The 25,250-nt window shown below is 60.7% G+C and carries 24 protein-coding genes; 20 read left to right on the forward strand and 4 right to left on the reverse strand.

The window, feature by feature from the left end; genetic code table 11:
• Positions 1 to 41 precede the first annotated feature (41 nt).
• The 20 genes from mnmG to arsH all read left to right on the forward strand — a co-directional run bounded on the left by mnmG (position 42) and on the right by arsH (position 19,244).
• A complete protein-coding gene (gene mnmG, locus HU770_RS11535; protein WP_186655455.1) occupies positions 42 to 1,934 on the forward strand; it encodes a tRNA uridine-5-carboxymethylaminomethyl(34) synthesis enzyme MnmG in 1,893 nt (630 codons plus the stop codon).
• Positions 1,931 to 2,581 carry a 16S rRNA (guanine(527)-N(7))-methyltransferase RsmG gene (rsmG, locus tag HU770_RS11540; RefSeq protein WP_186663694.1) on the forward strand — a complete coding sequence of 217 codons (651 nt, stop codon included), beginning with the start codon at positions 1,931 to 1,933 and terminating at the stop codon, positions 2,579 to 2,581. The genes mnmG and rsmG overlap by 4 nt, the downstream gene beginning before the upstream one ends.
• 18 nt (positions 2,582 to 2,599) lie before the next feature.
• On the forward strand, positions 2,600 to 3,391 hold the full coding sequence (locus tag HU770_RS11545) for a ParA family protein (protein ID WP_027592075.1): 792 nt from the start codon (positions 2,600 to 2,602) through the stop codon (positions 3,389 to 3,391).
• Positions 3,392 to 3,400: 9 nt separating this feature from the next.
• Positions 3,401 to 4,273, forward strand: a complete 873-nt coding sequence (locus HU770_RS11550; RefSeq protein ID WP_033702437.1) for a ParB/RepB/Spo0J family partition protein — start codon at positions 3,401 to 3,403, stop codon at positions 4,271 to 4,273.
• Positions 4,274 to 4,422: 149 nt separating this feature from the next.
• The gene (locus HU770_RS11555; RefSeq protein WP_033702436.1) at positions 4,423 to 4,830 is read left to right on the forward strand and encodes a F0F1 ATP synthase subunit I; all 408 of its coding nucleotides are present in this window, start codon (positions 4,423 to 4,425) and stop codon (positions 4,828 to 4,830) included.
• Between the two features lie 16 nt (positions 4,831 to 4,846).
• Positions 4,847 to 5,716: a F0F1 ATP synthase subunit A gene (atpB, locus tag HU770_RS11560; protein ID WP_033702435.1), complete on the forward strand. Its 870-nt coding sequence runs from the start codon at positions 4,847 to 4,849 to the stop codon at positions 5,714 to 5,716.
• A gap of 142 nt (positions 5,717 to 5,858) precedes the next feature.
• Positions 5,859 to 6,116 carry a F0F1 ATP synthase subunit C gene (gene atpE, locus HU770_RS11565; RefSeq protein ID WP_003097235.1) on the forward strand — a complete coding sequence of 86 codons (258 nt, stop codon included), beginning with the start codon at positions 5,859 to 5,861 and terminating at the stop codon, positions 6,114 to 6,116.
• A gap of 58 nt (positions 6,117 to 6,174) precedes the next feature.
• Positions 6,175 to 6,645 (forward strand): F0F1 ATP synthase subunit B, encoded by a 471-nt coding sequence (locus tag HU770_RS11570; RefSeq protein WP_003260032.1) that lies wholly within the window; start codon positions 6,175 to 6,177, stop codon positions 6,643 to 6,645.
• A gap of 12 nt (positions 6,646 to 6,657) precedes the next feature.
• Positions 6,658 to 7,194, forward strand: coding sequence for a F0F1 ATP synthase subunit delta (locus HU770_RS11575; protein ID WP_003253191.1), 537 nt, complete (start codon positions 6,658 to 6,660; stop codon positions 7,192 to 7,194).
• A gap of 21 nt (positions 7,195 to 7,215) precedes the next feature.
• Complete coding sequence (gene atpA / locus HU770_RS11580; RefSeq protein WP_012274911.1) at positions 7,216 to 8,760, forward strand: F0F1 ATP synthase subunit alpha; 1,545 nt, start codon at positions 7,216 to 7,218, stop codon at positions 8,758 to 8,760.
• Positions 8,761 to 8,808: 48 nt separating this feature from the next.
• Positions 8,809 to 9,669 (forward strand): F0F1 ATP synthase subunit gamma, encoded by an 861-nt coding sequence (atpG, locus tag HU770_RS11585; protein ID WP_033702434.1) that lies wholly within the window; start codon positions 8,809 to 8,811, stop codon positions 9,667 to 9,669.
• A gap of 27 nt (positions 9,670 to 9,696) precedes the next feature.
• On the forward strand, positions 9,697 to 11,073 hold the full coding sequence (gene atpD / locus HU770_RS11590) for a F0F1 ATP synthase subunit beta (RefSeq protein ID WP_016489910.1): 1,377 nt from the start codon (positions 9,697 to 9,699) through the stop codon (positions 11,071 to 11,073).
• Between the two features lie 43 nt (positions 11,074 to 11,116).
• Positions 11,117 to 11,536: a F0F1 ATP synthase subunit epsilon gene (locus HU770_RS11595; protein ID WP_033702433.1), complete on the forward strand. Its 420-nt coding sequence runs from the start codon at positions 11,117 to 11,119 to the stop codon at positions 11,534 to 11,536.
• 121 nt (positions 11,537 to 11,657) lie between these two features.
• Positions 11,658 to 13,025: a bifunctional UDP-N-acetylglucosamine diphosphorylase/glucosamine-1-phosphate N-acetyltransferase GlmU gene (glmU, locus tag HU770_RS11600; RefSeq protein ID WP_033702432.1), complete on the forward strand. Its 1,368-nt coding sequence runs from the start codon at positions 11,658 to 11,660 to the stop codon at positions 13,023 to 13,025.
• A 260-nt stretch (positions 13,026 to 13,285) separates the two neighbouring features.
• The gene (locus tag HU770_RS11605) at positions 13,286 to 14,062 is read left to right on the forward strand and encodes a DeoR family transcriptional regulator (RefSeq protein ID WP_033702431.1); all 777 of its coding nucleotides are present in this window, start codon (positions 13,286 to 13,288) and stop codon (positions 14,060 to 14,062) included.
• A 2-nt stretch (positions 14,063 to 14,064) separates the two neighbouring features.
• Positions 14,065 to 15,900, forward strand: a complete 1,836-nt coding sequence (gene glmS / locus HU770_RS11610) for a glutamine--fructose-6-phosphate transaminase (isomerizing) (protein ID WP_033702430.1) — start codon at positions 14,065 to 14,067, stop codon at positions 15,898 to 15,900.
• Positions 15,901 to 16,352: 452 nt separating this feature from the next.
• Positions 16,353 to 16,709 (forward strand): metalloregulator ArsR/SmtB family transcription factor, encoded by a 357-nt coding sequence (locus HU770_RS11620; protein WP_033702429.1) that lies wholly within the window; start codon positions 16,353 to 16,355, stop codon positions 16,707 to 16,709.
• A 29-nt stretch (positions 16,710 to 16,738) separates the two neighbouring features.
• On the forward strand, positions 16,739 to 18,022 hold the full coding sequence (locus HU770_RS11625) for an arsenic transporter (RefSeq protein WP_186663695.1): 1,284 nt from the start codon (positions 16,739 to 16,741) through the stop codon (positions 18,020 to 18,022).
• 14 nt (positions 18,023 to 18,036) lie between these two features.
• Positions 18,037 to 18,507 carry an arsenate reductase ArsC gene (locus tag HU770_RS11630; RefSeq protein ID WP_033702427.1) on the forward strand — a complete coding sequence of 157 codons (471 nt, stop codon included), beginning with the start codon at positions 18,037 to 18,039 and terminating at the stop codon, positions 18,505 to 18,507.
• A gap of 23 nt (positions 18,508 to 18,530) precedes the next feature.
• Complete coding sequence (gene arsH, locus HU770_RS11635; RefSeq protein WP_186663696.1) at positions 18,531 to 19,244, forward strand: arsenical resistance protein ArsH; 714 nt, start codon at positions 18,531 to 18,533, stop codon at positions 19,242 to 19,244.
• 103 nt (positions 19,245 to 19,347) lie between these two features.
• Here the strand turns inward: arsH and HU770_RS11640 are convergent, their stop codons facing one another.
• From HU770_RS11640 to HU770_RS11655, 4 genes are all read right to left on the reverse strand, one after another.
• Entirely contained in the window at positions 19,348 to 21,087 is a 1,740-nt protein-coding gene (locus HU770_RS11640) for an FAD-dependent oxidoreductase (protein ID WP_186663697.1), read from the reverse strand.
• 88 nt (positions 21,088 to 21,175) lie between these two features.
• A complete protein-coding gene (locus tag HU770_RS11645; protein WP_186663698.1) occupies positions 21,176 to 22,894 on the reverse strand; it encodes an FAD-dependent oxidoreductase in 1,719 nt (572 codons plus the stop codon).
• Positions 22,895 to 22,937: 43 nt separating this feature from the next.
• Positions 22,938 to 23,747 carry a TIM barrel protein gene (locus tag HU770_RS11650; RefSeq protein ID WP_186663699.1) on the reverse strand — a complete coding sequence of 270 codons (810 nt, stop codon included), beginning with the start codon at positions 23,745 to 23,747 and terminating at the stop codon, positions 22,938 to 22,940.
• A 37-nt stretch (positions 23,748 to 23,784) separates the two neighbouring features.
• Positions 23,785 to 25,128, reverse strand: a complete 1,344-nt coding sequence (locus HU770_RS11655; protein WP_186663700.1) for an aromatic acid/H+ symport family MFS transporter — start codon at positions 25,126 to 25,128, stop codon at positions 23,785 to 23,787.
• Positions 25,129 to 25,250 lie beyond the last annotated feature (122 nt).

Genomic DNA, 25,250 nt, shown 5'->3' on the forward strand with positions numbered 1-25,250 from the left:
GCTTACCTTCTCTATTCGCAAAAACAGGCACGAGGTGCGTGGTGGATTTCCCTTCCCGTTTTGAAGTGATCGTCATCGGCGGCGGCCATGCCGGTACCGAGGCTGCGCTTGCGTCTGCACGCATGGGTGTCAAAACCCTGCTGCTGACCCACAACGTGGAAACCCTCGGTCACATGAGCTGCAACCCCGCGATTGGCGGTATTGGCAAAAGCCATCTGGTCAAAGAGATCGATGCGCTCGGCGGCGCCATGGCGCTGGCCACCGACAAGAGCGGCATTCAGTTCCGCGTGTTGAACAACCGCAAAGGCCCGGCCGTACGCGCCACCCGAGCGCAAGCTGACCGCGCCATCTACAAGGCAGTGGTTCGCGAAATCCTGGAAAACCAGCCAAACCTGTGGATATTCCAGCAGTCCTGCGACGACCTGATCGTCGAACAGGACCAGGTCAAAGGCGTGGTAACCCAGATGGGCCTGCGGTTCTTCGCCGAATCCGTGGTGCTGACTACCGGTACCTTCCTCGGTGGGCTTATCCACATCGGGTTGCAAAACCATTCCGGCGGCCGCGCCGGCGATCCGCCCTCGATCGCGCTGGCACACCGCATGCGTGAACTGCCGCTGCGCGTCGGCCGACTGAAAACCGGTACCCCGCCACGTATCGATGGCCGCTCGGTGGACTTCTCGGTGATGACCGAACAACCGGGCGACACACCGATCCCGGTCATGTCGTTCATGGGCAATGCCCAGATGCACCCGCGCCAGGTGAGCTGCTGGATCACCCACACCAACGCACGTACCCACGAGATCATCGCCTCGAACCTCGACCGTTCGCCGATGTACTCTGGTGTGATCGAAGGCGTCGGCCCGCGCTACTGCCCGTCGATCGAAGACAAGATCCATCGCTTCGCCGACAAGGAAAGCCACCAGGTGTTCATCGAGCCGGAAGGCCTGACCACCCATGAGCTGTACCCCAACGGTATTTCGACTTCGCTGCCGTTCGATGTGCAGCTGGAGCTGGTGCGTTCGATCCGCGGCATGGAAAACGCCCACATCGTGCGCCCGGGTTATGCCATCGAGTACGACTACTTCGACCCGCGTGACCTGAAGTACAGCCTCGAGACCAAAGTCATCGGCGGCCTGTTCTTCGCCGGCCAGATCAACGGCACTACCGGTTACGAAGAAGCCGGTGCGCAAGGCCTGCTGGCCGGTACCAACGCTGCGCTGCGCGCGCAAGGCCGCGAAAGCTGGTGCCCGCGCCGCGACGAGGCGTACATCGGCGTACTGGTCGACGACCTGATCACCCTGGGTACCCAGGAGCCGTACCGCATGTTCACCTCGCGTGCCGAATACCGGCTGATCCTGCGCGAGGACAACGCCGACCTGCGTCTGACCGAGAAAGGCCGTGAACTGGGCCTGATCGATGACCAGCGTTGGGCGGCGTTCTGCACCAAGCGTGATGGCATCGAGCGTGAGGAACAGCGCCTCAAGTCGACCTGGATTCGCCCTAATACCCCGCAGGGGCAGGCGGTTGTGGATAAGTTCGGTACGCCGTTGAGCCACGAATACAGCCTGCTCAACCTGTTGGCACGGCCAGAAGTGGATTACGCCGGCCTGATCGAGGCTACCGGGGGGGATGCCATCGACCCACAGGTTGCCGAACAGGTCGAGATCAAGACCAAGTACGCGGGCTACATCGACCGCCAGCAGGACGAGATCGCCCGTCTGCGCGCCAGTGAAGATACCCGCCTGCCTGTGGATATCGACTACACCACGATTTCCGGCCTGTCCAAGGAGATCCAGGGCAAGCTCGGCCAGACCCGTCCCGAGACGCTGGGCCAGGCTTCGCGTATTCCTGGTGTGACGCCAGCGGCCATTTCGCTGCTGCTGATTCATCTGAAAAAACGCGGCGCAGGCCGCGAATTGGAGCAAAGCGCTTGAGTTCCCTGGTCACCCCGCAACACGCCGAAGAATTGTCCACAGGCGCGCGCCAGCTCGGCATCGAGCTGAGCGCGCAGCAGCGCACGATGCTACTGGGCTACCTGGCCCTGTTGATCAAATGGAACAAGGCCTACAACCTCACTGCCGTGCGCGATCCGGACGAGATGGTTTCCCGGCACCTGCTCGACAGCCTCAGCGTCATGTCGTTTATCCACAGCGAGCGCGACAACTGGCTGGATGTCGGCAGCGGGGGTGGCATGCCGGGCATTCCCTTGGCTATCCTGCACCCGCACAAGCGGGTGACGGTGCTGGACAGCAACGGCAAGAAGACCCGCTTCCTGACCCAGGTGAAAATGGAGCTCAAGCTGGACAACCTGCAGGTTATCCACAGCCGGGTTGAAGCCTTCAAACCGGCGCAACCGTTCAGCGGAATCATCTCGCGTGCCTTCAGCAGCATGGAGAACTTCACCAACTGGACCCGCCATCTGGGCGACACCGGGACGCAATGGCTTGCAATGAAGGGGCTGCATCCTGCCGATGAACTGGTAGCATTGCCCGCAGACTTCACAGTGGAAAGCGAGCAGGCCCTGACCGTTCCAGGTTGCCAGGGCCAGCGCCATCTGCTGATACTGCGCCGCAAGGCATGACTGGGAACACGCGCATCAATGGCTAAGGTATTCGCAATCGCGAACCAGAAAGGTGGTGTGGGCAAGACCACCACCTGTATCAATCTCGCGGCATCGCTGGCCGCGACCAAACGTCGTGTGCTGCTGATCGACCTCGATCCGCAAGGCAACGCCACCATGGGCAGCGGTGTCGACAAGCACGAGCTCGAGCACTCGGTATACGACTTGCTGATCGGGGAATGCGACCTGGCTCAGGCCATGCATTACTCCGAGCACGGTGGTTTCCAGCTGTTGCCGGCCAACCGTGACCTGACCGCCGCCGAAGTGGTGCTGCTGGAAATGCAGGTCAAGGAAAGCCGCCTGCGCAACGCCCTGGCGCCGATCCGCGAGAACTACGACTTCATTCTCATCGACTGCCCGCCGTCGTTGTCGATGCTGACCCTCAACGCGTTGGTGGCTTCCGATGGGGTGATCATCCCCATGCAGTGCGAGTACTACGCACTGGAAGGCCTCAGCGACCTTGTGGATAACATCAAGCGCATCGCCGCCCGGCTGAACCCAGAGCTGAAGATCGAAGGCCTGCTGCGGACCATGTTCGATCCGCGCCTGAGCCTGAACAACGATGTTTCGGCCCAGCTCAAGGAACACTTCGGCGAGCAGCTGTACGACACGGTCATTCCGCGCAACATTCGCCTGGCCGAGGCCCCGAGCTTCGGCATGCCGGCCCTGGCCTACGACAAGCAGTCGCGTGGTGCGCTGGCTTATCTGGCCCTGGCCGGGGAACTGGTGCGCCGTCAGCGCCGTCCATCACGCACTGCACAAACAACTTAAGGAATCCGTATGGCCGTTAAGAAACGAGGTCTCGGACGTGGGTTGGATGCTCTGCTCAGTGGTCCTTCCGTCAGCGCGCTCGAAGAGCAGGCTGTCAAGATCGACCAGAAGGAACTGCAACACCTGCCGGTCGAGCTGATCCAGCGTGGCAAGTACCAGCCGCGTCGCGACATGGACCCGGTGGCGCTGGAAGAACTCGCGCACTCGATTCGCACCCATGGCGTGATGCAGCCGATTGTGGTTCGCCCGGTGGGCGACAACCGCTACGAGATCATCGCCGGTGAGCGCCGCTGGCGCGCCACCCAGCAGGCTGGCCTGGACACCGTGCCGGCCATGGTCCGCGAAGTGGCGGACGAGGCGGCCATCGCCATGGCGCTGATCGAGAACATCCAGCGCGAAGACCTCAACCCGCTGGAAGAGGCCCTCGCCCTGCAGCGCCTGCAGCAGGAGTTCGAACTGACCCAGCAGCAGGTGGCCGATGCCATTGGCAAGTCGCGGGTTACCGTGGCCAACCTGTTGCGCCTGATCACGCTGCCTGAAGCGATCAAGACCATGCTCGCCCATGGCGACCTGGAGATGGGTCATGCTCGCGCTTTGCTCGGCCTTGAAGAGAATCGTCAGGAGGAGGGGGCGCGTCATGTTGTCGCACGTGGCCTCACCGTGCGCCAAACCGAGGCACTGGTACGTCAGTGGCTCAGTGACAAGCCTGATCCGGTCGAACCGAGCAAACCTGATCCGGATATCGCACGCCTTGAACAGCGGCTCGCAGAGCGCCTGGGCTCGGCCGTGCAGATCCGTCATGGGAACAAGGGCAAAGGGCAGTTGGTTATTCGCTATAACTCGCTTGACGAGTTGCAAGGCGTCCTTGCTCACATCCGCTGAAACAATTCCTGTTGTAGCGCGCAGTCGGAAATCACTACCGAAGAGTTGAATAGGGGTTAATCCACCCCTATACTCTGCGCGCATTTTGTCGGCACAAATTATGCCAAGTCATAGCTGACTTGTTGGTCGACTTCCGAGGAGCAGTTGTGATGGAAATCCGCACGCCAAACCGCTTGCCTTTCCATCGCTGGGCGGTTTTTCCGGTACTGTTGACTCAATGTGTAGTACTTCTGCTGGCAACCTTGGTGGTGTGGCAGTGGAAAGGGGCGGTCAGTGGATATTCAGGTCTCTGCGGAGGTTTGATTGCCTGGCTACCCAATGTGTATTTCGCCTGGAAGGCGTTTCGCTTTAGCGGAGCCCGGGCAGCGCAGGCCATCGTCAAGTCGTTCTACGCTGGCGAGGCAGGCAAAATGATTTTGACGGCAGTGCTGTTTGCATTGACCTTCGCAGGAGTGAAGCCATTGGCGCCGTTAGCAGTATTCGGCGTCTTCCTGCTGACCCTAATGGTCAGCTGGTTCGCGCCACTGCTAATGAATAAAAGACTTTCGAGACCTTAGGGCGTTTGAGGCAACCATGGCAGCAGAAACCGCTTCGGGCTATATCCAGCACCACTTGCAGAACCTGACCTACGGTCAACTACCAGACGGCAGCTGGGGCTTTGCCCATTCGGCTGCAGAAGCCAAGGCAATGGGCTTCTGGGCGTTCCACCTGGACACCCTGGGTTGGTCCGTTGCGCTGGGTCTGATCTTCCTGTTCATCTTCCGCATGGCGGCGAAGAAGGCGACCTCCGGCCAACCCGGCGGCCTGCAGAACTTCGTCGAAGTGATGGTCGACTTCGTCAACGGCAGCGTGAAGGACTCCTTCCACGGCCGTAGCCCGGTGATCGCTCCGCTGGCACTGACCATCTTCGTCTGGGTATTCCTGATGAACGCCGTCGACCTGGTACCGGTCGACTGGATTCCTCAGCTGGCCATCCTGATCTCCGGTGATCCGCACATTCCGTTCCGCGCCGTGTCGACCACCGACCCGAACGCGACCCTGGCCATGGCCTTCAGCGTGTTCGCCCTGATCATCTTCTACAGCATCAAGGTCAAGGGCCTGGGCGGCTTTATCGGTGAGCTGACCCTGCACCCGTTCGGCAGCAAGAACATCTTCGTTCAAGCCCTGCTGATCCCGGTTAACTTCCTGCTGGAATTCGTCACCCTGATCGCCAAGCCGATCTCGCTGGCACTGCGTCTGTTCGGCAACATGTACGCCGGTGAGCTGGTGTTCATCCTGATCGCCGTCATGTTCGGCTCGGGCCTGCTGTGGCTGAGCGGCCTGGGTGTGGTGCTGCAATGGGCGTGGGCTGTGTTCCACATCCTGATCATCACCCTGCAAGCTTTCATCTTCATGATGCTGACCATCGTCTACCTGTCGATGGCGCACGAAGATAACCATTAAGACCGCCTGGCGTGTCTGATAGCCTTCCCCGCCGGTACGGGGGGAGGGCTTAAAAAGTCCGCAAGGGCAGCTGTACTCACGATTTGTTTTACCGCTTCAAACTAAAAACCTAACCAATACGACGTAAAAGTCGGGAGGAAAGATGGAAACTGTAGTTGGTCTGACCGCTATCGCTGTTGCTCTGCTGATCGGCCTGGGTGCTCTGGGTACCGCCATTGGTTTCGGCCTGCTGGGCGGCAAATTCCTGGAAGGCGCTGCTCGTCAACCAGAAATGGTTCCGATGCTGCAGGTCAAAATGTTCATCGTTGCCGGTCTGCTCGACGCCGTAACCATGATCGGTGTTGGTATTGCTCTGTTCTTCACCTTCGCGAACCCCTTCGTTGGTCAGATCGCCGGCTAATCACTCGTCACAACGAGTTGATGTGCTGTGATGAATTAAGACCGAGCGAGGTGTTGGCGTGAACATTAATGCAACCCTGATTGGCCAATCCGTTGCTTTCCTGATTTTTGTACTCTTCTGCATGAAGTACGTATGGCCTCCGGTCATCACTGCTCTGCAAGAGCGTCAAAAGAAGATTGCCGACGGCTTGGACGCTGCCAACCGCGCAGCTCGCGACCTGGAGCTGGCCCAAGAGAAAGCGGGTCAGCAACTGCGTGAAGCTAAAGCACAGGCAGCCGAAATCATTGAGCAAAGCAAGAAACGCGCTGCTCAGCTTGTCGAGGAAGCCCGTGATCAGGCCCGCGTCGAAGCTGACCGTGTGAAGGCTCAGGCTCTGGCCGAGATCGAACAGGAACTGAACAGCGCTAAAGACGCCCTGCGTGCCCAAGTGGGTGCCCTGGCCGTTGGCGGTGCTGAAAAGATCCTTGGCGCCACAATCGATCAAAACGCGCATGCGGAGCTGGTTAACAAACTGGCCGCTGAAATTTAAGCGAGGGCGATCATGGCAGAACTGACCACGTTGGCCCGACCTTACGCTAAGGCTGCCTTTGAGCATGCCCAGGCCCATCAGCAACTGGCCAATTGGTCAGCCATGCTCGGCCTGGCTGCTGCGGTGTCGCAAGACGACACCATGCAGCGCCTGCTCAAGGCCCCGCGACTGACGAGCGCAGAAAAGGCCGCCACGTTCATTGACGTGTGCGGTGACAAGTTCAATGCACAGGCACAGAATTTCATTCATGTTGCCGCGGAAAACGACCGTCTCCTGCTTCTGCCGGAGATTGCCGCTCTGTTCGACCTGTACAAGGCCGAGCAAGAGAAATCCGTGGACGTGGAAGTCACCAGTGCCTTCGCGTTGAACCAAGAACAGCAAGACAAACTCGCCAAGGTTCTCAGTGCACGGTTAGGCCAGGAAGTGCGCCTGCACGCGTCGGAGGATGCCAGCCTGATTGGCGGCGTCGTCATCCGCGCTGGTGACCTGGTAATCGATGGCTCTGTTCGCGGCAAAATCGCGAAACTGGCCGAAGCATTGAAATCTTGAGTTTGAAGGGGCAGCAGAGCAATGCAGCAACTCAATCCTTCCGAAATTAGTGAAATCATCAAGGGCCGCATCGACAACCTCGATGTGAGCTCCCAAGCCCGTAACGAAGGTACCGTCGTTTCGGTTTCCGACGGTATCGTGCGGATCCACGGTCTGGCCGACGTCATGTACGGCGAAATGATCGAGTTCCCTGGCGGCGTCTACGGCATGGCCCTGAACCTGGAGCAAGACTCCGTAGGTGCAGTGATCCTGGGTGCCTACGACACCCTCGCCGAAGGCATGAGCGCCAAGTGCACCGGCCGCATCCTGGAAGTTCCAGTTGGTAAGGAACTGCTGGGTCGCGTCGTCGACGCACTGGGCAACCCGATCGACGGCAAAGGTCCACTGGGCAACACCCAGACCGACGCGGTCGAGAAAGTTGCTCCAGGCGTGATCTGGCGTAAGTCGGTAGACCAGCCTGTACAGACTGGCTACAAATCTGTCGACGCCATGATCCCTGTCGGCCGTGGCCAGCGTGAGCTGATCATCGGTGACCGTCAGATCGGCAAGACCGCCATGGCCATCGACGCCATCATCAACCAGAAAGACTCCGGTATTTTCTGTGTTTATGTTGCTGTCGGCCAGAAGCGTTCCACCGTCGCCAACATCGTTCGCAAGCTGGAAGAAAACGGCGCCCTGGCCAACACCATCGTGGTTGTTGCCAGTGCTTCGGAATCCGCCGCACTGCAATTCCTGGCGCCATACGCCGGTTGCACCATGGGCGAGTTCTTCCGTGACCGCGGTGAAGACGCACTGATCGTTTACGATGACCTGTCCAAGCAGGCTGTTGCCTACCGTCAGATCTCCCTGCTGCTGCGCCGTCCACCAGGACGCGAAGCATACCCAGGCGACGTGTTCTATCTCCACTCCCGTCTGCTGGAGCGTGCATCGCGCGTTTCGGAAGAGTACGTCGAGAAGTTCACCAACGGTGCTGTGACTGGCAAAACCGGTTCCCTGACCGCGCTGCCGATCATCGAAACCCAGGCTGGCGACGTTTCCGCGTTCGTTCCGACCAACGTGATCTCGATCACCGACGGTCAGATCTTCCTGGAATCGGCCATGTTCAACTCGGGCATCCGCCCTGCAGTGAACGCCGGTGTTTCGGTATCCCGCGTAGGTGGTGCCGCTCAGACCAAGATCATCAAGAAGCTGTCCGGTGGTATTCGTACCGCGCTGGCTCAGTACCGTGAACTGGCTGCATTCGCCCAGTTCGCGTCCGATCTGGACGAAGCGACCCGCAAGCAGCTGGAGCATGGTCAGCGCGTTACCGAGCTGATGAAGCAGAAGCAGTACGCGCCGATGTCCATCGCGGACATGGCCCTGTCGCTGTACGCCGCTGAGCGTGGCTTCCTGACCGACGTAGAAGTCTCCAAGATCGGCAGCTTCGAGCAAGCACTGATCGCCTTCTTCAACCGTGATCACGCTGAACTGATGGCGAAGATCAACGTGAAGGGTGACTTCAACGACGAAATCGACGCAGGCCTGAAAGCCGGTATCGAGAAGTTCAAGGCCACCCAGACCTGGTAAGCCGCAGCGGGGGCCCTGGCCCCCGCTTGCTAACCTGATAGGTGATACATGGCAGGCGCAAAAGAGATTCGCAGTAAGATTGCGAGCATCAAAAGCACGCAAAAAATTACCAGCGCCATGGAGAAAGTGGCGGTCAGCAAGATGCGCAGGGCACAAATGCGCATGGCTGCTAGCCGTCCTTACGCGGAGCGTATCCGCCAGGTGATCGGTCATCTGGCCAACGCCAACCCGGAATACCGCCACCCGTTCATGATCGAGCGCCCTGTAAAGCGCGCCGGTTATATCGTGGTGAGCAGTGACCGTGGTCTGTGCGGTGGCTTGAATACCAACCTGTTCAAGGCCCTGGTCAAGGACATGAGCGCAAACCGCGAACAGGGCGTGGAAATCGACCTGTGCGTGATCGGCAGCAAGGGTGCGACTTTCTTCCGCATCTTTGGCGGCAACGTCGTAGCAGCGATCAGCCACTTGGGCGAAGAGCCATCGATCAACGATCTGATCGGCTCCGTCAAAGTGATGCTGGACGCCTACATGGACGGCCGTATCGATCGCCTCTCGGTGGTTTCGAACAAGTTCATCAACACCATGACCCAGAAGCCAACGGTCGAGCAATTGGTACCGTTGGTGGCAACCCCGGATCAGGAACTCAAGCACCACTGGGACTACCTGTACGAACCCGACGCAAAAGAGCTGCTGGACGGCTTGATGGTGCGTTACGTGGAGTCGCAGGTATACCAGGCGGTGGTCGAGAACAACGCTGCTGAACAAGCGGCCCGGATGATCGCCATGAAAAACGCCACAGACAACGCCGGTGATTTGATCAAAGAGCTGCAATTGATCTACAACAAGGCGCGTCAGGCTGCGATCACCCAGGAGATCTCGGAAATCGTCGGCGGCGCTGCCGCGGTTTAACGGTTCACATATTCAGAGGATCCAGCTATGAGTAGCGGACGTATCGTTCAAATCATCGGCGCCGTCATCGACGTGGAATTCCCACGTGACGTCGTGCCGAGTGTATACAACGCGCTGAAAGTACAAGGCGCGGAAACCACCCTCGAAGTTCAGCAGCAGCTGGGCGACGGCGTGGTTCGTACCATTGCGATGGGCTCCACCGAAGGCTTGAAGCGCGGTCTGGATGTCGTCGACACCGGTGCTGCCATTTCCGTTCCTGTTGGTAAGGCCACTCTCGGCCGTATCATGGACGTACTGGGCAACCCGATCGACGAAGCCGGCCCGATCGGTGAAGAAGAGCGTCGCGGTATCCACCAGCCAGCGCCTTCGTTCGCTGACCAGGCAGGCGGCAACGACCTGCTGGAAACCGGCATCAAGGTTATCGACCTGGTTTGCCCGTTCGCCAAGGGTGGTAAGGTTGGTCTGTTCGGTGGTGCCGGTGTCGGCAAGACCGTAAACATGATGGAACTGATCCGTAACATCGCCATGGAACACAGCGGTTACTCCGTGTTCGCTGGTGTGGGTGAGCGTACTCGTGAGGGTAACGACTTCTACCACGAGATGAAGGACTCCAACGTTCTCGACAAAGTAGCGCTGGTCTACGGTCAGATGAACGAGCCACCAGGAAACCGTCTGCGCGTAGCGCTGACCGGCCTGACCATGGCTGAGAAGTTCCGTGACGAAGGTAACGACGTTCTGCTGTTCGTCGACAACATCTATCGTTACACCCTGGCCGGTACCGAAGTATCCGCACTGCTGGGCCGTATGCCTTCGGCAGTAGGTTACCAGCCGACCCTGGCTGAAGAGATGGGCGTTCTGCAAGAGCGCATCACCTCCACCAAGGAAGGTTCGATCACCTCCGTGCAGGCCGTATACGTACCTGCGGACGACTTGACCGACCCGTCGCCAGCGACCACCTTCGCCCACTTGGACGCCACCGTCGTTCTGTCCCGTGACATCGCCTCCCTGGGTATCTACCCAGCGGTCGATCCACTGGACTCGACTTCGCGCCAGCTGGACCCGAACGTGATCGGCAACGAGCACTACGACACTGCGCGTGGCGTTCAGTATGTTCTGCAGCGCTACAAAGAGCTGAAGGACATCATTGCGATCCTGGGTATGGACGAACTGTCCGAGACCGACAAGCAACTGGTAGCCCGCGCTCGTAAGATCCAGCGCTTCCTGTCGCAGCCGTTCTTCGTGGCCGAAGTCTTCACCGGTTCGCCAGGCAAGTACGTTTCCCTGAAAGACACCATCGCTGGCTTCAGCGGCATCCTCAAAGGTGACTACGACCACCTGCCAGAACAAGCGTTCTACATGGTCGGCAGCATCGACGAAGCGATCGAGAAAGCCAAGAAACTGTAATTCCTGCGCCCCGCAAGGGGCGCTATCAGGTTGAGGCAAGCAGATGGCTATGACAGTCCATTGCGATATCGTCAGCGCGGAAGGAGAAATTTTCTCCGGTCTGGTCGAGATGGTGGTTGCGCACGGTAACCTGGGTGATCTTGGTATCGCTCCAGGCCACGCGCCGCTGATCACCAATCTGAAGCCAGGTCCGATCACGCTGACCAAGCAGGGTGGCGCACAAGAGGTGTTCTACATCTCTGGTGGTTTCCTCGAGGTTCAGCCGAACATGGTCAAGGTGCTTGCCGATACCGTGCAACGTGCTGCAGACCTGGATGAAGCGCAGGCTCAGGAAGCCCTCAAGGCTGCCGAGAACGCCCTGAATACGAAAGGCGCGGACTTCGACTACGGCGCCGCCGCCGCACGTCTGGCCGAGGCCGCAGCTCAGCTGCGTACCGTCCAGCAAATGCGCAAAGGCAAGTAATCGGCCACGGCTGATGACTTCTGTTGCGATTGAGTAAAAGGGTAGCCTCGGCTACCCTTTTTCTTTTTTTGATTTCCCCCCCCCGGTCATTTCACTGACCGCCCAGGATTGGTAGCCAGTAATGTCACTCGATATCGTTATTCTCGCCGCCGGCCAAGGTACCCGCATGCGCTCGGCGCTGCCCAAGGTACTGCACCCGGTTGCCGGCAACTCCATGCTCGGCCATGTTATCCACAGCGCGCGCCAGCTTCAGCCGCAAGGCATCCACGTGGTCATTGGCCACGGTGCCGAGCAGGTACGTGAGCGCCTGGCAGCTGACGACCTGAACTTCGTCATGCAGGACAAGCAGCTGGGTACAGGCCATGCCGTGGCTCAGGCGCTGCCGGCGTTGACCGCAGACACCGTGCTGGTGCTGTACGGCGATGTGCCGTTGATCGAAGTGGAGACCTTGCAGCGTCTGTTGGCCAAGGCCAACGACGAGCAACTGGGGCTGCTCACGGTCACCCTCGAAGACCCGACCGGCTATGGCCGTATCGTGCGTGACGAGCAGGGCAAGGTAACGGCGATCGTTGAGCACAAGGATGCCAACGACGCGCAGAAAGCGATCAAGGAAGGCAACACCGGTATTCTGGCCCTGCCTGCCGCGCGCCTGGCGGACTGGATGAGCCGTTTGTCGAACAACAATGCCCAGGGCGAGTACTACCTGACCGATGTCATCGCCATGGCGGTGTCCGACGGCCTGGTGGTAGCGACCGAGCAGCCCCATGACCCGATGGAAGTGCAGGGCGCCAACGATCGTCGCCAGCTGTCCGAGCTGGAGCGCCACTATCAGTTGCGCGCAGGCCGCCGCCTGATGGCCCAGGGTGTCACCCTGCGCGACCCGGCGCGGTTCGATGTGCGCGGTGAAGTGACCGTAGGCCGTGATGTGCTGATCGACATCAACGTGATCCTCGAAGGCCAGGTAGTGATCGAGGACGATGTAGAAATCGGCCCCAACTGCGTGATCAAGAACAGCACCCTGCGCAAGGGTGCGGTGGTCAAGGCCAACAGCCACATCGAAGGTGCGGTGATGGGCGAGGGTAGCGATGCCGGCCCGTTCGCGCGCCTGCGCCCGGGCAGCGTGCTGGATGCCAAGGCCCATGTGGGTAACTTTGTCGAACTGAAAAACGCTCACCTGGGTGAGGGCGCCAAGGCCGGCCACCTGAGCTACCTGGGCGATGCCGAAATCGGTGCGCGCACCAACATCGGCGCTGGCACCATCACCTGCAACTACGATGGCGCCAACAAGTTCAAGACGGTGATGGGCGAAGACGTGTTCATCGGCTCGAACAACTCGTTGGTGGCGCCTGTGGATATCCAGGCTGGTGCTACTACTGCGGCAGGCTCGACCATCACCCAGACTGTTGAAGCAGGGCAGCTTGCTGTGGGCCGTGCGCGCCAGCGCAACATCGACGGCTGGAAGCGGCCGGAGAAGATCAAGAAGAGCTGAGTTATACACAGTTGTTTCGATCGAAAGCCGACCTGTGTGAATGGGTCGGTTTTTTTTGGGCTGTTGGAAAGCTGGGAGGGCTTTGCCCTCCTTTCGCGACGCGAGGCCGCTCCTACAGGGATACGCGCCACCTGGAGGGTAGCGAAAGGGCCGCGTGAGCGGACGGCAACAGACTTATCCACAGTTCATGGCGCTTGACGAAACGAGCGTCTTAGGTTTTGATTGCAACCATTATCTTTCGAATCGAAACTTAAGCGCTCATGTCGAAACGTAACACCCCCCAACGCCGGCACAACATCCTGGCCATGCTCAGCGAGCAGGGCGAGGTGAGTGTGGACGCGTTGGCCAAGCGCTTCGAAACGTCAGAAGTCACCATTCGCAAGGACCTCGCAGCCCTGGAAACCAATGGCCTGCTATTGCGACGCTACGGCGGTGCGGTGCCGGTGCCGCAAGAGTTGCTCGGCGAACCTACCCAGCCCGTGTCCGCCTACAAGAAGGCCATTGCCCGCGCTGCTGTAGGGCGTATCCGCGAACATGCGCGGATCATCATCGACAGTGGCAGCACCACTGCTGCGATGATCCCTGAACTGGGCCGCCAACCGGGCCTGGTAGTAATGACCAACTCATTGAACGTGGCCCGCGCCATCAGCGACCTGGAGCATGAGCCGGTGCTGCTGATGACCGGCGGCACCTGGGACCCGCACTCCGAGTCGTTCCAGGGGCAGGTGGCCGAGCAGGTGTTGCGTTCCTACGATTTCGACCAGCTGTTCATCGGTGCCGATGGCATCGACCTCAACCGGGGTACCACCACCTTCAACGAGCTGCTTGGCCTGAGCCGAGTCATGGCCGAGGTGGCCCGGGAAGTGATCGTGATGGTCGAGTCCGACAAGGTAGGGCGCAAGATCCCTAACCTCGAGCTGCCCTGGGGCAGCGTGAATACCCTTATTACAGACGAACGCCTGCCCGCAGCGGCACGCGAACACATTCAAGCCCGCGGCATCAACCTGATTTGCGCCGCGATCAGCCAGGAGCAATAACCATGTGTGGAATCGTTGGTGCCGTAGCCGAGCGTAATATCACCGCCATTCTGATCGAAGGCCTCAAGCGCCTCGAATACCGCGGGTACGACAGTGCCGGCCTGGCTGTCTTCAGCCAGCAAGGTGAGCTGGAGCGTCGCCGCCGTATCGGTAAAGTCAGCGAGCTGGAAGCCGCCGTCGCCGCCGACCCCCTCACCGGCCAGCTGGGCATCGCCCACACCCGTTGGGCCACCCATGGTGCGCCCACCGAAGGCAACGCCCACCCACACTTTTCGGCCAGTGAAGTGGCGGTCGTGCACAACGGCATCATCGAAAACCACGAAGAGCTGCGTGAAGAGCTGAAAGAGCTCGGCTACGTATTCACTTCGCAGACCGATACCGAAGTCATCGTTCACCTGATCCACCACACGCTCAAGACTGTCCCGGACCTGACCGATGCGCTGAAGGCCGCTGTGAAGCGCCTGCACGGTGCCTATGGCCTGGCCGTGATCAGTGCCAAACAGCCAGACCGCCTGGTAGCCGCTCGCAGCGGTAGCCCGCTGGTGATCGGCCTCGGCCTTGGTGAGAACTTCCTGGCTTCGGACCAGTTGGCCCTGCGCCAGGTCACCGACCGTTTCATGTACCTGGAAGAAGGCGACATCGCCGAGATCCGCCGTGACCAAGTCAGCATCTGGGACCAGGCCGGCACCAAGGTCCAGCGTGAAACCGTGCAGTACCACGAAGGCGCTGAGGCGGCCGACAAAGGTACCTACCGTCACTTCATGCTCAAGGAAATCCACGAGCAGCCAAGCGTGGTCCAGCGCACGCTGGAAGGCCGCCTGGGCAAGGATAATGTTCTGGTGCAGGCCTTCGGCCCTAATGCCGCCGAACTGTTTGCCAAGGTTCGCAATGTGCAGATCGTCGCTTGCGGTACCAGCTACCACGCCGGCATGGTTGCCCGTTACTGGCTCGAAAGCCTGGCCGGCATCCCTTGCCAGGTCGAAGTGGCCAGCGAGTTCCGCTACCGCAAGGTCGTGGTCCAGCCAGACACCCTGTTCGTCTCGATCTCGCAATCCGGTGAGACCGCCGACACCCTGGCCGCCCTGCGCAATGCCAAGGAACTGGGCTTCCTCGGCAGCCTGGCCATCTGCAACGTCGGCATCAGCTCGCTGGTGCGCGAATCCGACCTGACCCTGCTGACCCTGGCCGGCCCAGAGATCGGTGTTGCCTCGACCAAGGCATTCACCACCCAGCTGGTTTCGCTGATGCTGCTGACCCTGGCCCTGGGCCAGGTGCGCGGTACCCTCGAAGCCGGTGTGGAAGCCGAGCTGGTTGAAGAGTTGCGCCGCCTGCCGACCCGCCTGGGCGAGGCACTGGCCATGGACGCGACCGTCGAGAAGATCGCCGAACTGTTCGCCGACAAGCACCACACCCTGTTCCTGGGCCGTGGCGCCCAGTACCCGGTGGCGATGGAAGGTGCGCTCAAGCTCAAGGAGATCTCCTACATCCACGCCGAAGCCTACCCGGCGGGCGAGCTGAAGCACGGCCCGCTGGCGCTTGTGGATAACGACATGCCGGTGGTCACCGTGGCGCCGAACAACGAACTGCTGGAGAAGCTCAAGTCCAACCTGCAGGAAGTACGTGCCCGTGGCGGTGAGCTGGTGGTGTTCGCCGACGAGCACGCTGGCATGACCAACGGTGAAGGCACCCACGTGATCAAGGTGCCGCACATCGCGGACGCTCTGGCGCCGATCCTGTACACCATTCCGCTGCAGCTGCTGTCGTACTACGTCGCCGTGCTCAAGGGTACCGACGTTGACCAGCCGCGTAACCTGGCGAAATCGGTGACGGTCGAGTAAGCCACAGCGGTTAATGGCGATGGTGGTTTCGATGCATTAGAACTGTTGTCGAACAATTGAAACTGTTGCCGGTAGAGGGAAGCGCTCGCTTCCCTTCATCGGGCGCTTCACCCTCCTCCCCGCTTCACCCCTCCCTACCTAGATCTGGCGTTCTCTGATGCCCCTTGCCGTTCAGGGTCATGAATCTCTGGGCTCCGTCAGCTTCCGCTATTCGCTCAAGTGCTCTGAGCAGCAGGGTACCGATCCCTGACTTTCGCTGGGCCGGTCCGACAACCCGTGAGCGAATCAGACGAGTCCGACCACTTCCTTAGGGCCCAGAGCGCGGGCTATTTCCTGTTTTATGACGTCCCGTAAGGCGCGGCGATTGTGAATATCTGGTTTACCACATATTCGAATAGGCATATATTTGGATTTCCAGATATTAGTCGTACACGCATTCCCCAGGAGGTCACATGCGGGAAACACTGACTCCCCCCATCGTTTTCAAATGCCTGGCTGATGACACTCGGGCCCGGATGACCCTGCTGATCGCCCGCGAAGGCGAACTCTGTGTCTGCGAACTTACCCACGCGCTGGAGCTGAGCCAGCCGAAGATCTCCCGGCATTTGGCCCAGTTGCGCGAGGCTGGACTCCTGATGGATCGCCGCAAGGGTCAATGGGTGTACTACCGACTGCACCCCGAACTGCCGCAGTGGGTGGACGCGATGCTGAAGGGAGTGGTCGATGCGAACCAGCAATGGTTGAGCCCCGATGCGTTGCGCCTTGCCGAAATGGGCGAGCGGCCGCAGAGCCCTGTTGCTTGTGCTTGATACTTTCCTTCGCTGATTGAGTTGTCGTCATGCTGATCGCATTTCTGATTTTTCTGGTGACGATCGTTCTCGTCATCTGGCAGCCCAAGGGCTTAGGCGTGGGCTGGAGTGCAGCTCTAGGAGCTGTCGTGGCGCTGCTGGCTGGCGTCGTAAGCCTGTCCGATATTCCAGTGGTCTGGCAGATCGTGTGGAACGCCACCGCAACGTTCATCGCCGTCATCATCATCAGCCTGCTGCTGGACGAGGCGGGGTTCTTCGAGTGGGCGGCATTGCACGTAGCCCGCTGGGGCAAGGGCAGCAGCCGCAAGCTGTTCGCCTTCATCATCCTGCTGGGCGCCGCCGTCTCGGCGCTGTTCGCTAACGACGGTGCGGCACTGATCCTGACCCCGATCGTCATCGCCATGCTGCTGGCCCTGCGCTTCTCCCCGGCGGCGACGCTGGCATTCGTCATGGCGGCGGGCTTCATCGCCGATACCGCGAGCCTACCGCTGGTGGTTTCCAACCTGGTGAACATCGTCTCCGCCGACTACTTTGGCATTGGCTTCAGCGAATACGCCTCGGTCATGGTGCCGGTGAACCTGGTCAGTATCGCCGCCACCCTGGGAATGCTGCTGTGGTTCTTCCGCAAGGACCTGCCGCGTACCTATGAACTCGACCAACTCAAGGCTCCCGAAGCCGCTATCCGCGACAAGGCGACGTTCGTTGCCGGCTGGTGGGTGCTTGCGCTGTTGCTGGTCGGCTTCTTTGCCATCGAGCCGTTGGGCGTTCCGATCAGCGCCATCGCTGCTGCCTGTGCGCTGATCCTCTACTTGATCGCCGCCCGCGGGCACGTGATTTCTACCCGCAAGGTGCTCAAGGACGCGCCTTGGCAGGTCGTGGTGTTCTCGCTTGGCATGTACCTCGTGGTTTATGGCCTGCGTAACGCCGGCCTCACCGACTACCTGACGCAGATCCTCAATGTCTTCGCCGGGTACGGGATCTGGGGCGCATCCCTCGGCACGGGGCTGCTCGCCGCTGGCCTGTCGTCGGTCATGAATAACATGCCCACTGTGCTGGTAGGCGCCTTGTCGATCCATTCCGCTGAGGCCACCGGCATCGTGCGCGAGGCCATGATCTACGCCAACGTCATCGGCTGTGACCTCGGTCCGAAAATCACCCCCATCGGCAGCCTGGCCACCTTGCTGTGGCTGCACGTGCTGGCCCGCAAGAACATCGTCATCACCTGGGGTTACTACTTGCGCACCGGCATCGTCCTGACGCTGCCGATCCTGCTTGCCACCTTGGCCGCATTGGCCATCCGCTTGAGCTTTTGAACCGGAGATACCTGATGAAAGTCTTGTTCATGTGCACCCACAACAGCTGCCGCAGCATCCTGTCCGAGGCGCTGTTCAATCACCGGGCCCCCGAGGGTATGGAAGCTGTGAGCTCGGGCAGCTTCCCAAGCGGCAAGGTCAATGAGCGGGCACTGAAAACCTTGGAAGCCGCCGGTATCCCCACCGCTGGTCTTTCAAGCAAGGCCTCGGATGCCTTCGAGAGCTCTCCTCCCGACATCGTTGTCACCGTGTGCGACCGCGCTGCCGGCGAAGCCTGCCCGATCTTCTTCGGTCCATCGCTCAAAGCCCACTGGGGTCTGGCCGACCCTTCGGCGGTCATCGGGAGTGAGGCCGAAATCGAAGAAGCCTTCCAGGCCACACTTGCGAAGATCGATGAGCGCGTGCGCGCCTTCATTGCGCTGCCTCTCTCGCAACTGAGCGAGGACGAACTGAAAGCCGAACTTGCCCGTATTGGCGCCCTGTAGGCCCTGGATCAATGGAGACCGAAATGAACGACCACCTGCCAAATGTCCAACCAGAACTGATTGATTTGCCGTCGCTGGAGCGGCTGGCGCCGAAGGATCCTTCCACGCACAAACCGCGCATCCTGCTGCTGTACGGATCGACCCGCGAACGCTCATTCAGCCGCTTGATGGTTGAGGAAGCTGCGCGCCTGCTGGAAGCGTTCGGCGCCGAAACCCGTATCTTCGACCCTTGCGGCCTGCCGCTGCCGGATGACGCTCCGAACTTCCACGAGAAGGTGCTGGAACTCCGCGAGCTGATGCAATGGTCCGAAGGCCAGGTGTGGTGCTCGCCCGAGCGTCACGGCTCAATGAGTGCTGTCTTCAAGGCGCAGATCGATTGGGTACCGCTGGCCATGGGCGCCGTTCGCCCAACCCAGGGCAAGACCCTCGCGGTGATGCAGGTGTGTGGAGGCTCGCAGTCATTTAACGTGGTGAACCAACTGCGCGTGCTTGGTCGCTGGATGCGTATGTTTACCATCCCGAACCAGTCGTCGGTGCCGAAAGCCTTCCTGGAGTTCGATGAAGCCGGGCGCATGAAGCCGTCTTCTTTCTACGATCGACTGGTCGACGTGATGGAGGAACTGACCAAGTTCACGCTGCTGCTGCGTGATCGCCAGGATTATTTGGTAGACCGCTACTCCGAGCGCAAAGAGTCGGCGGAAGAACTATCCAAGAGAGTCAACATTAGGTCTATTTGAGGTCATGAGCATGTCGCACCCTTACTCATTGAAATCGTTGCCCCATGCTCCGGGTGTGCTGCTTTTGACGCCTTGTCCGGGCACCCCGCTCGACCCGTGAGCGTCACGGCTGGAGCGCACCGGGCATGCCCCTCTTGGCACCCTCCAACCCCGCCGCATGCCGGGCCACCCGCCAGCCGAACACAATCGCAGGCCCCAGGGTGGTACCTGGGCCAGGGTAGGTGCCGCGAAAGATCGAGGCCAGGTCATTACCGCAGGCGTATAGCCCCTCGATCACCTGGCCTTGGGTGTCCAGCACCTGGCCGTCGGCGTTGCCGCTCAAGCCTGCGCTGCAGGCGAGGTCGGCGGGTTGTACGGTGACGGCATAGTAAGGCCCCTCGCCCAGCGGGCGCACGCAGGGGTTGGGTGTTTGCTGTGGGTCGCCATTGTGACGGTTCATGGGGCTGCTGCCACGGTTGAATGCCGGGTCTTCACCGTGTGCGGCGGAGGCGTTGTAGGTGTTGACCGTGTTTGCGAGCCCCTCGGCATCGATCTTGAGCTTGCTGGCAAGCTCGGCCAGCGTGCTGGCTTTGACCAGGTAGCCGGCCTTGACGAAGCTGGCGATGTTGGCGGCGGTGCGCAGCGGCATCACCAGGCCCAGGCCATAGCGGCGTAAGAAGGCTTCATCGCAGATCAGGTGAGCGGTGGGGCTGCTATCGGCGAGCATGCCCATGACGAAGTCGTGGTAGGAGTCCGACTCATTGACGAAGCGCAGGCCCCGGCGGTTGACTGCGATCAGCCCTGGCTTGGCACGGTCTAGCAGGATGTGTGGCCAGACGGCCTGGTAGCCGTCCTTGCTTGTGCGGATCGAACAGGGCATCCATAGACCCGGGCTGTCATGGCCGTTGTCGAGCTGAGCGTTAGCCTTCAGCGCGCGATCGATGCCGTCGCCGGTATGGGTCAAGGGCGCCAGTGAAAGGGGTTGGGCCGCGGCGGGGAACAGTTGCTTGCGCAACGTCGGGTGGCGGGTCACGCCGCCGGTGGCCATCACCACGCCTCGGCGGGCGCGGATGCGCTGGGGCTGGCCATTGTGCAGCACCACAGCGCCCACCACCTTGCCGTTCTCCTGGATCAAGTCGTGCAAGGGCGTTTCAAAACGAATGGTAACGTTGCGCTGGCGCAGGCTGTAGAACAGGCGGGCAACCAAGGCGTTGCCCATCACCAGGTTGGTGCCACGGGGGTGGCTCAGGCGGTCGATGCAATAGCGGCCGACAACGCTCAGGGTACGGGTCAGGTTTTTCAGCGAGGTAAAGGGCGACAGCAGCGCGTCGAGGTCGGCGCGGGGCACCATCATGCCGCCGAGCCCCATGAACTCCGGGCGTGGTGGCCGTACGCGGGCGAAATCTTTCCCCAGTAGCCTGGCGTCGAACGCGAGCGGTGCCAGGGCGCGGCCACCGAACGCTGCTCCTGGGCCGCTGACATAGTCGGGGTGGGCTGCGGCGGCCACGAATTTGACTTCGCTGATGCGCTCCAACTCGTCAATTGCCTGCGGCCCGCTGGCCAGAAAGGCTTCGCGTAAGGCTTCACCACCGCGCTCACCGACCACCGCCTTAAGGAAGGTTGCAGCATCTGCCACGCTGTCCGGTACTCCGGCGCGCTGGCTCTGGGTGGTGCCGGGTACCCAGGTGGTACCGCCTGAGGTCGCACTGATGCCGCCCACGGCAGCGGTTTTTTCACACAGCAGCACGTCCAGCCCGTGGTGCTTGGCCATCAACGCTGTAGTCATGCCTGCGGTGCCTGCGCCGAACACCAACAGGTCGACTTCCTGGTCCCAGCGTGGGGGAAGGGGGGTGATGGTGCTCATCGTACGTTCTCCTGAGTGGTAAGGGCGAAGGGCTTGGAAGCAAACGACATGGGGGATCCCTCGAGGATCAAGGCCTGTAGGCCGGGCGTTATTCGTAGGCTGTGGCGCCAGCCAGGTGGCGCCCGGCGATATAGCCGAAGGTTGCGGCTGGCCCCAGGTTGATTCCGCCGGCCGGATAGTGCCCGCCCATGATGCTGGCCATGTCGGACCCCGCTGAATAAAGGCCTGCGATCGGCTGCCCGTGAGTGTTGAGGACTTGCGCATGGGCATTGGTCTTGAGGCCTGCGAAGGTGCCGAAGCAGCCTGCCTCGACCTTCACCGCATAGAATGGGCCCTGCTCGATTGGCGCGACGCAAGGATTTGGCGCGTGCTGCGCATCACCCTGCTTGCGGTTGTAGGGCGTAGTGCCGCGACCGAACTGGGGGTCTTCACCGTTGCGGGCGTGGCGGTTGTACTCGGTCACAGTCTGGCTCAGGCCCGCGGGGTCTATCCCGCACGCCAAGGCCAACGCCTCGATGGAGTGGCCAGTCTTCAGGTAACCCGAGCGGATGAATGGCTCAACGGGCAGTGGGAAAGGCCGGGAAACGCCCAGCCCATAACGCCGCTGAAACGCGCGGGTGCAGATCAACCAGGACGCGACCTCGGTGCCGGGTGCGGCCGCGACCATGGCGGCAACATAGTCATAGTAGCCATTGGCTTCGTTGACGAACCGTTGGCCGTTGGCGAGGACGCCGATGATGCCGGGCTTGCCGCGTTCGATGATATGCGGGAAGTGGCCGGCGCTACCGTCCTTGTAAGGTACTCGAGACACGGGCGCCCAAGCGGCGGCACTGGCCAGGTCTTCAGCGACCTGGCCGCCGACGCTCTCGCCCAGGCGCAAACCATCGCCATTGACGCCCAGAGGCGGCAACGCCAGATGTTCATGGCCCGTTGGCGTGCGCGGGAACAGTGCCTTGCGTCGTTCGATGTCATTGGCAAAGCCACCTGCAGCCAGCACCACACCCTTGCGCGCCCGAATGGCGATACGGCCTTTTGCTGTTTCGACGACGGCGCCGACGACCCGGTCGTGTTCATGGATCAGTTCAGTGGCCGGCGCTGACTCCCAGAGCTGTACGCCAAGGTCTTCGGCTGACTTGGCCAGGCGGGCGATCAAGGCGACGCCGTTGACGAGGTGCATGGCGCGCCCCTTGAGCGCAAGGTCGATCAAGTGTTTGCCGAAGCGTTGGGTCACGTGCAGCAGCGAACGCCAGGAGCGTGTCAGGGTGAGGAAGGCAGTCAGGTCACGGCCGGCCATGATCGGCATGCCCATGAACGAGGTTTCGCGCATCGTCTTGCGCAGCCGCTTTAGCAGTTTGCCTACCGCGTAGGCATTGTAAGGGGCGGCGATCACCGACCGACCGCCGGTGCCGGCGCCTGGCGTATCCCCGTGGATATCAGCAATTGCGTTACCGTCGGCGAATTGCAAAGCGGTATGGCGCTCAAAAAAGGAGACCATGTTGGGCGCTGCTTCGAGAAAGGCATCGATCATGGTCGGGTCGAAGTGGTCACCCAATTCATGTTCAAGGTAGGTCCGTGGCAGCGAGCGGTCCTCAATGATCCCGGCGCGCTGAGCCAACGGATTGCACGGCACCCACATCCAGCCACCCGACCAGGCGGTGGCACCGCCGAACACCTCATCCTTCTCGACCACGATCACCCGCTGACCATGCCACGCGGCGGTCACGGCTGCGCTAAGCCCGGCTGCACCAGAGCCGATGATCAGGACATCGCAGTCCACCGTGGCGTGCAGGGAAGTGTCGGTAAGCATCAAGAGGTCTCCTGGTGTAGTGGGCTTGGTCAGCGTCAATGATTTACAGGGGCTCAATGATTGCCTTGGCTGCCGCCAACGCCTCTCGGGCCCAAGCCTCTACCCCCACTTGCGCTACCCTGCGGTCATTCGGGATCTCGACACTGACCGGAACCTCGGCTGCCAGGCTGCGCCATATCCTGGCCAGATCGATGTCACCTTCCCCCGGTAGCAAACGCCCGCAGCGCGCCGCCTGGATCAGTCCCTCATGGGTGTCGGGGCGCATCGCAGGGCCGTCGCATATTTGTGCGTAGTGCAGCCACTGCGCTGGGATTCGCTGCAAATCCTCGAAGCGGCTGTCTGAACGATCAAAATGCAGGGCGTCTACCAGGATGCCGCCGTTGGCTCGATCGGCCTGTTCCACAATATGCAGAGCACTGGCCAGGTCATTGACGGCCGTCCACGGCATGAATTCGAGGTCTGCTGAGAGGCCGAATGGTTGCATTGCGTCGCATAGCCGAGCGTAGTGCTCTACAAGTCGGCCTTGCTCCGGATCGTCCCCGGCTACCAGTACCGCCTTGGCCCCTAGCTGCGCACCAACCTCGAAAAACGGCAGGTAGCGTTGCAGATCGAATTGGGCATCGAGGCGTATCAATTCCAGATCGAAGACCTTCACGCCGGTGTCGTTCATCCGTGCGAGCGTTTCACGCAGCATGCGTGCGTCATCCATCAGTGGATAGGCGACGGCCCCTGGCGCGACGGGTAACAACCGCACGCCAGCCTGGTCATAGCCGGTGCGGGCAGCCAGTTCGATGATTTCGGGCGGGCTGAAATCGAGAGCGGTCAGTTGGGCGATGGAATAGCTAGCTTGCATGGCAGGTCTCCGTAGAGGGGGTTAAGCGCGCTGGAATTCAGTTGGCTGGGTTGGGAATCGCCGACGTTCTGTGCTGACGGCCTTTGACCCATAGCGCCGTGACCCCGAGCAAGGAAGGGATGGCGAGGAACAAGAAGACCTGGCTGAAATCCCATTGGGCAGCCAGCATGAGTGCGCCGATCCCGGCGCCGCTGATAGCGCCCAGGCGACCGATGCCGGTTGCCCAGCACACCCCGGTGGCACGGATCTGGGTTGGGTAGAAAGCGGCTGCCAACGCATAGCCACCGACGTTGACGCCATTGAGGAAGTAGCCCAGCAACAGGATCAGCGGGCAGAGAACCTGCATCGTCGGCTGCTGCAGCGCGATTAGCACCGCGCAGGCGCCACCGCAGAACACCGTAATGCCGACCACCTTATGGTGATCCCAGCGGTCCATCTTCATGCCGACGGTAAAGTTGCCCAGCATGCCGCCAATTTGCAGCAACGAGCCCAGCAGTGCCGCATCGCCCATGCTAAGGCCGGCATCGCGGGTCAGCAGCGGCAGCCAGCTCGACAGCAAGTACATGGTCAGCAAACCCATGAACAGCGTGATCCAGATCATGCAGGTACCGAGGCTATAACCGGACGCGAACAACGCGCTGACCTTGCCAGCCTGTTGGATCGACGCTTCGCTGATATGAAATCGGGTACGGGCGTTGGCCAAGCCAGGGGCAACTTTGTTGATCTCCTTGATCAGGCGTTCCTTCAACGCACTGTTCTGGGCCAAAAAGCGGATGGACTCCGGCAGGCTGAAAAGCAGCAGGAGCGCAAAGGCAATGGGCAGCACACCGCCGACCACCAATACCGATCGCCAGCCAAAATGGGCGATCAGCCACTCACTGCCCAGGCCACCCAGGGCCGCGCCAAAGGCGAAACCGCAGTAGATGAAAGAGACCATATGAGAGCGGTAACGCTTGGGTGCGAATTCGGAAATCAGTGTCGCGGTATTCGGCATTGATGCACCCAGACCGACCCCGGTCAGAAACCGCAGCACTGTCAGGCTGACGACCCCGGTGGCCCAGGCCGAAGCTAGGCTCCACAGGCCGAACAGCAGCACTGAACCGATGATGACCGGCCTGCGGCCAAAACGATCTGCCAACGATCCGGCAGTCAATGAGCCGAAGGCCAGCCCGAGCAGGCCGCTCATCATCACGGGCCCAAGGTCATGTCGCTGCAAGCCCCAGTCGTCGACCAGCGCGGGTGCTATGAAACCGATCGAGGTCGTATCGAACCCATCAAAGACAAGCACCATGAAGCCCAGAAACAGCACCAGCCATTGCCTGGCGCTCATTTTTCTAGCGTCCATGAAGGTGCTGACATCAAGGTTGGGAGAACTCGACATAGATGACTCCTGTTTTTGTTTTTATCAGAACGCCTTCTGGCAGCGGCATCTTTTGCAGAACACCAGGCTTTCTCAGTGGGCGGTGATGACACTATCATAAATGGAAGATCATTCCAAAAGTA

It is taken from the genome of Pseudomonas sp. SWRI68 (genome assembly GCF_014269165.1).
GTDB classification, from domain to species: Bacteria; Pseudomonadota; Gammaproteobacteria; order Pseudomonadales; family Pseudomonadaceae; genus Aquipseudomonas; species Aquipseudomonas capeferrum.

What these genes read in the sequence shown, in the direction of transcription:
- HU770_RS11545 (WP_027592075.1), top strand. Translation starts at nt 2,600, where the DNA reads ATGGCTAAGGTATTCGCAATCGCGAACCAGAAAGGTGGTGTGGGCAAG.
- HU770_RS11550 (WP_033702437.1), top strand. Translation starts at nt 3,401, where the DNA reads ATGGCCGTTAAGAAACGAGGTCTCGGACGTGGGTTGGATGCTCTGCTC.
- HU770_RS11555 (WP_033702436.1), top strand. Translation starts at nt 4,423, where the DNA reads ATGGAAATCCGCACGCCAAACCGCTTGCCTTTCCATCGCTGGGCGGTT.
- atpB (WP_033702435.1), top strand. Translation starts at nt 4,847, where the DNA reads ATGGCAGCAGAAACCGCTTCGGGCTATATCCAGCACCACTTGCAGAAC.
- atpE (WP_003097235.1), top strand. Translation starts at nt 5,859, where the DNA reads ATGGAAACTGTAGTTGGTCTGACCGCTATCGCTGTTGCTCTGCTGATC.
- HU770_RS11575 (WP_003253191.1), top strand. Translation starts at nt 6,658, where the DNA reads ATGGCAGAACTGACCACGTTGGCCCGACCTTACGCTAAGGCTGCCTTT.
- atpA (WP_012274911.1), top strand. Translation starts at nt 7,216, where the DNA reads ATGCAGCAACTCAATCCTTCCGAAATTAGTGAAATCATCAAGGGCCGC.
- atpG (WP_033702434.1), top strand. Translation starts at nt 8,809, where the DNA reads ATGGCAGGCGCAAAAGAGATTCGCAGTAAGATTGCGAGCATCAAAAGC.
- atpD (WP_016489910.1), top strand. Translation starts at nt 9,697, where the DNA reads ATGAGTAGCGGACGTATCGTTCAAATCATCGGCGCCGTCATCGACGTG.
- HU770_RS11595 (WP_033702433.1), top strand. Translation starts at nt 11,117, where the DNA reads ATGGCTATGACAGTCCATTGCGATATCGTCAGCGCGGAAGGAGAAATT.
- glmU (WP_033702432.1), top strand. Translation starts at nt 11,658, where the DNA reads ATGTCACTCGATATCGTTATTCTCGCCGCCGGCCAAGGTACCCGCATG.
- HU770_RS11605 (WP_033702431.1), top strand. Translation starts at nt 13,286, where the DNA reads ATGTCGAAACGTAACACCCCCCAACGCCGGCACAACATCCTGGCCATG.
- glmS (WP_033702430.1), top strand. Translation starts at nt 14,065, where the DNA reads ATGTGTGGAATCGTTGGTGCCGTAGCCGAGCGTAATATCACCGCCATT.
- HU770_RS11620 (WP_033702429.1), top strand. Translation starts at nt 16,353, where the DNA reads ATGCGGGAAACACTGACTCCCCCCATCGTTTTCAAATGCCTGGCTGAT.
- HU770_RS11625 (WP_186663695.1), top strand. Translation starts at nt 16,739, where the DNA reads ATGCTGATCGCATTTCTGATTTTTCTGGTGACGATCGTTCTCGTCATC.
- HU770_RS11630 (WP_033702427.1), top strand. Translation starts at nt 18,037, where the DNA reads ATGAAAGTCTTGTTCATGTGCACCCACAACAGCTGCCGCAGCATCCTG.
- arsH (WP_186663696.1), top strand. Translation starts at nt 18,531, where the DNA reads ATGAACGACCACCTGCCAAATGTCCAACCAGAACTGATTGATTTGCCG.
- HU770_RS11640 (WP_186663697.1), bottom strand. Translation starts at nt 21,087, where the DNA reads ATGAGCACCATCACCCCCCTTCCCCCACGCTGGGACCAGGAAGTCGAC.
- HU770_RS11645 (WP_186663698.1), bottom strand. Translation starts at nt 22,894, where the DNA reads ATGCTTACCGACACTTCCCTGCACGCCACGGTGGACTGCGATGTCCTG.
- HU770_RS11650 (WP_186663699.1), bottom strand. Translation starts at nt 23,747, where the DNA reads ATGCAAGCTAGCTATTCCATCGCCCAACTGACCGCTCTCGATTTCAGC.
- HU770_RS11655 (WP_186663700.1), bottom strand. Translation starts at nt 25,128, where the DNA reads ATGTCGAGTTCTCCCAACCTTGATGTCAGCACCTTCATGGACGCTAGA.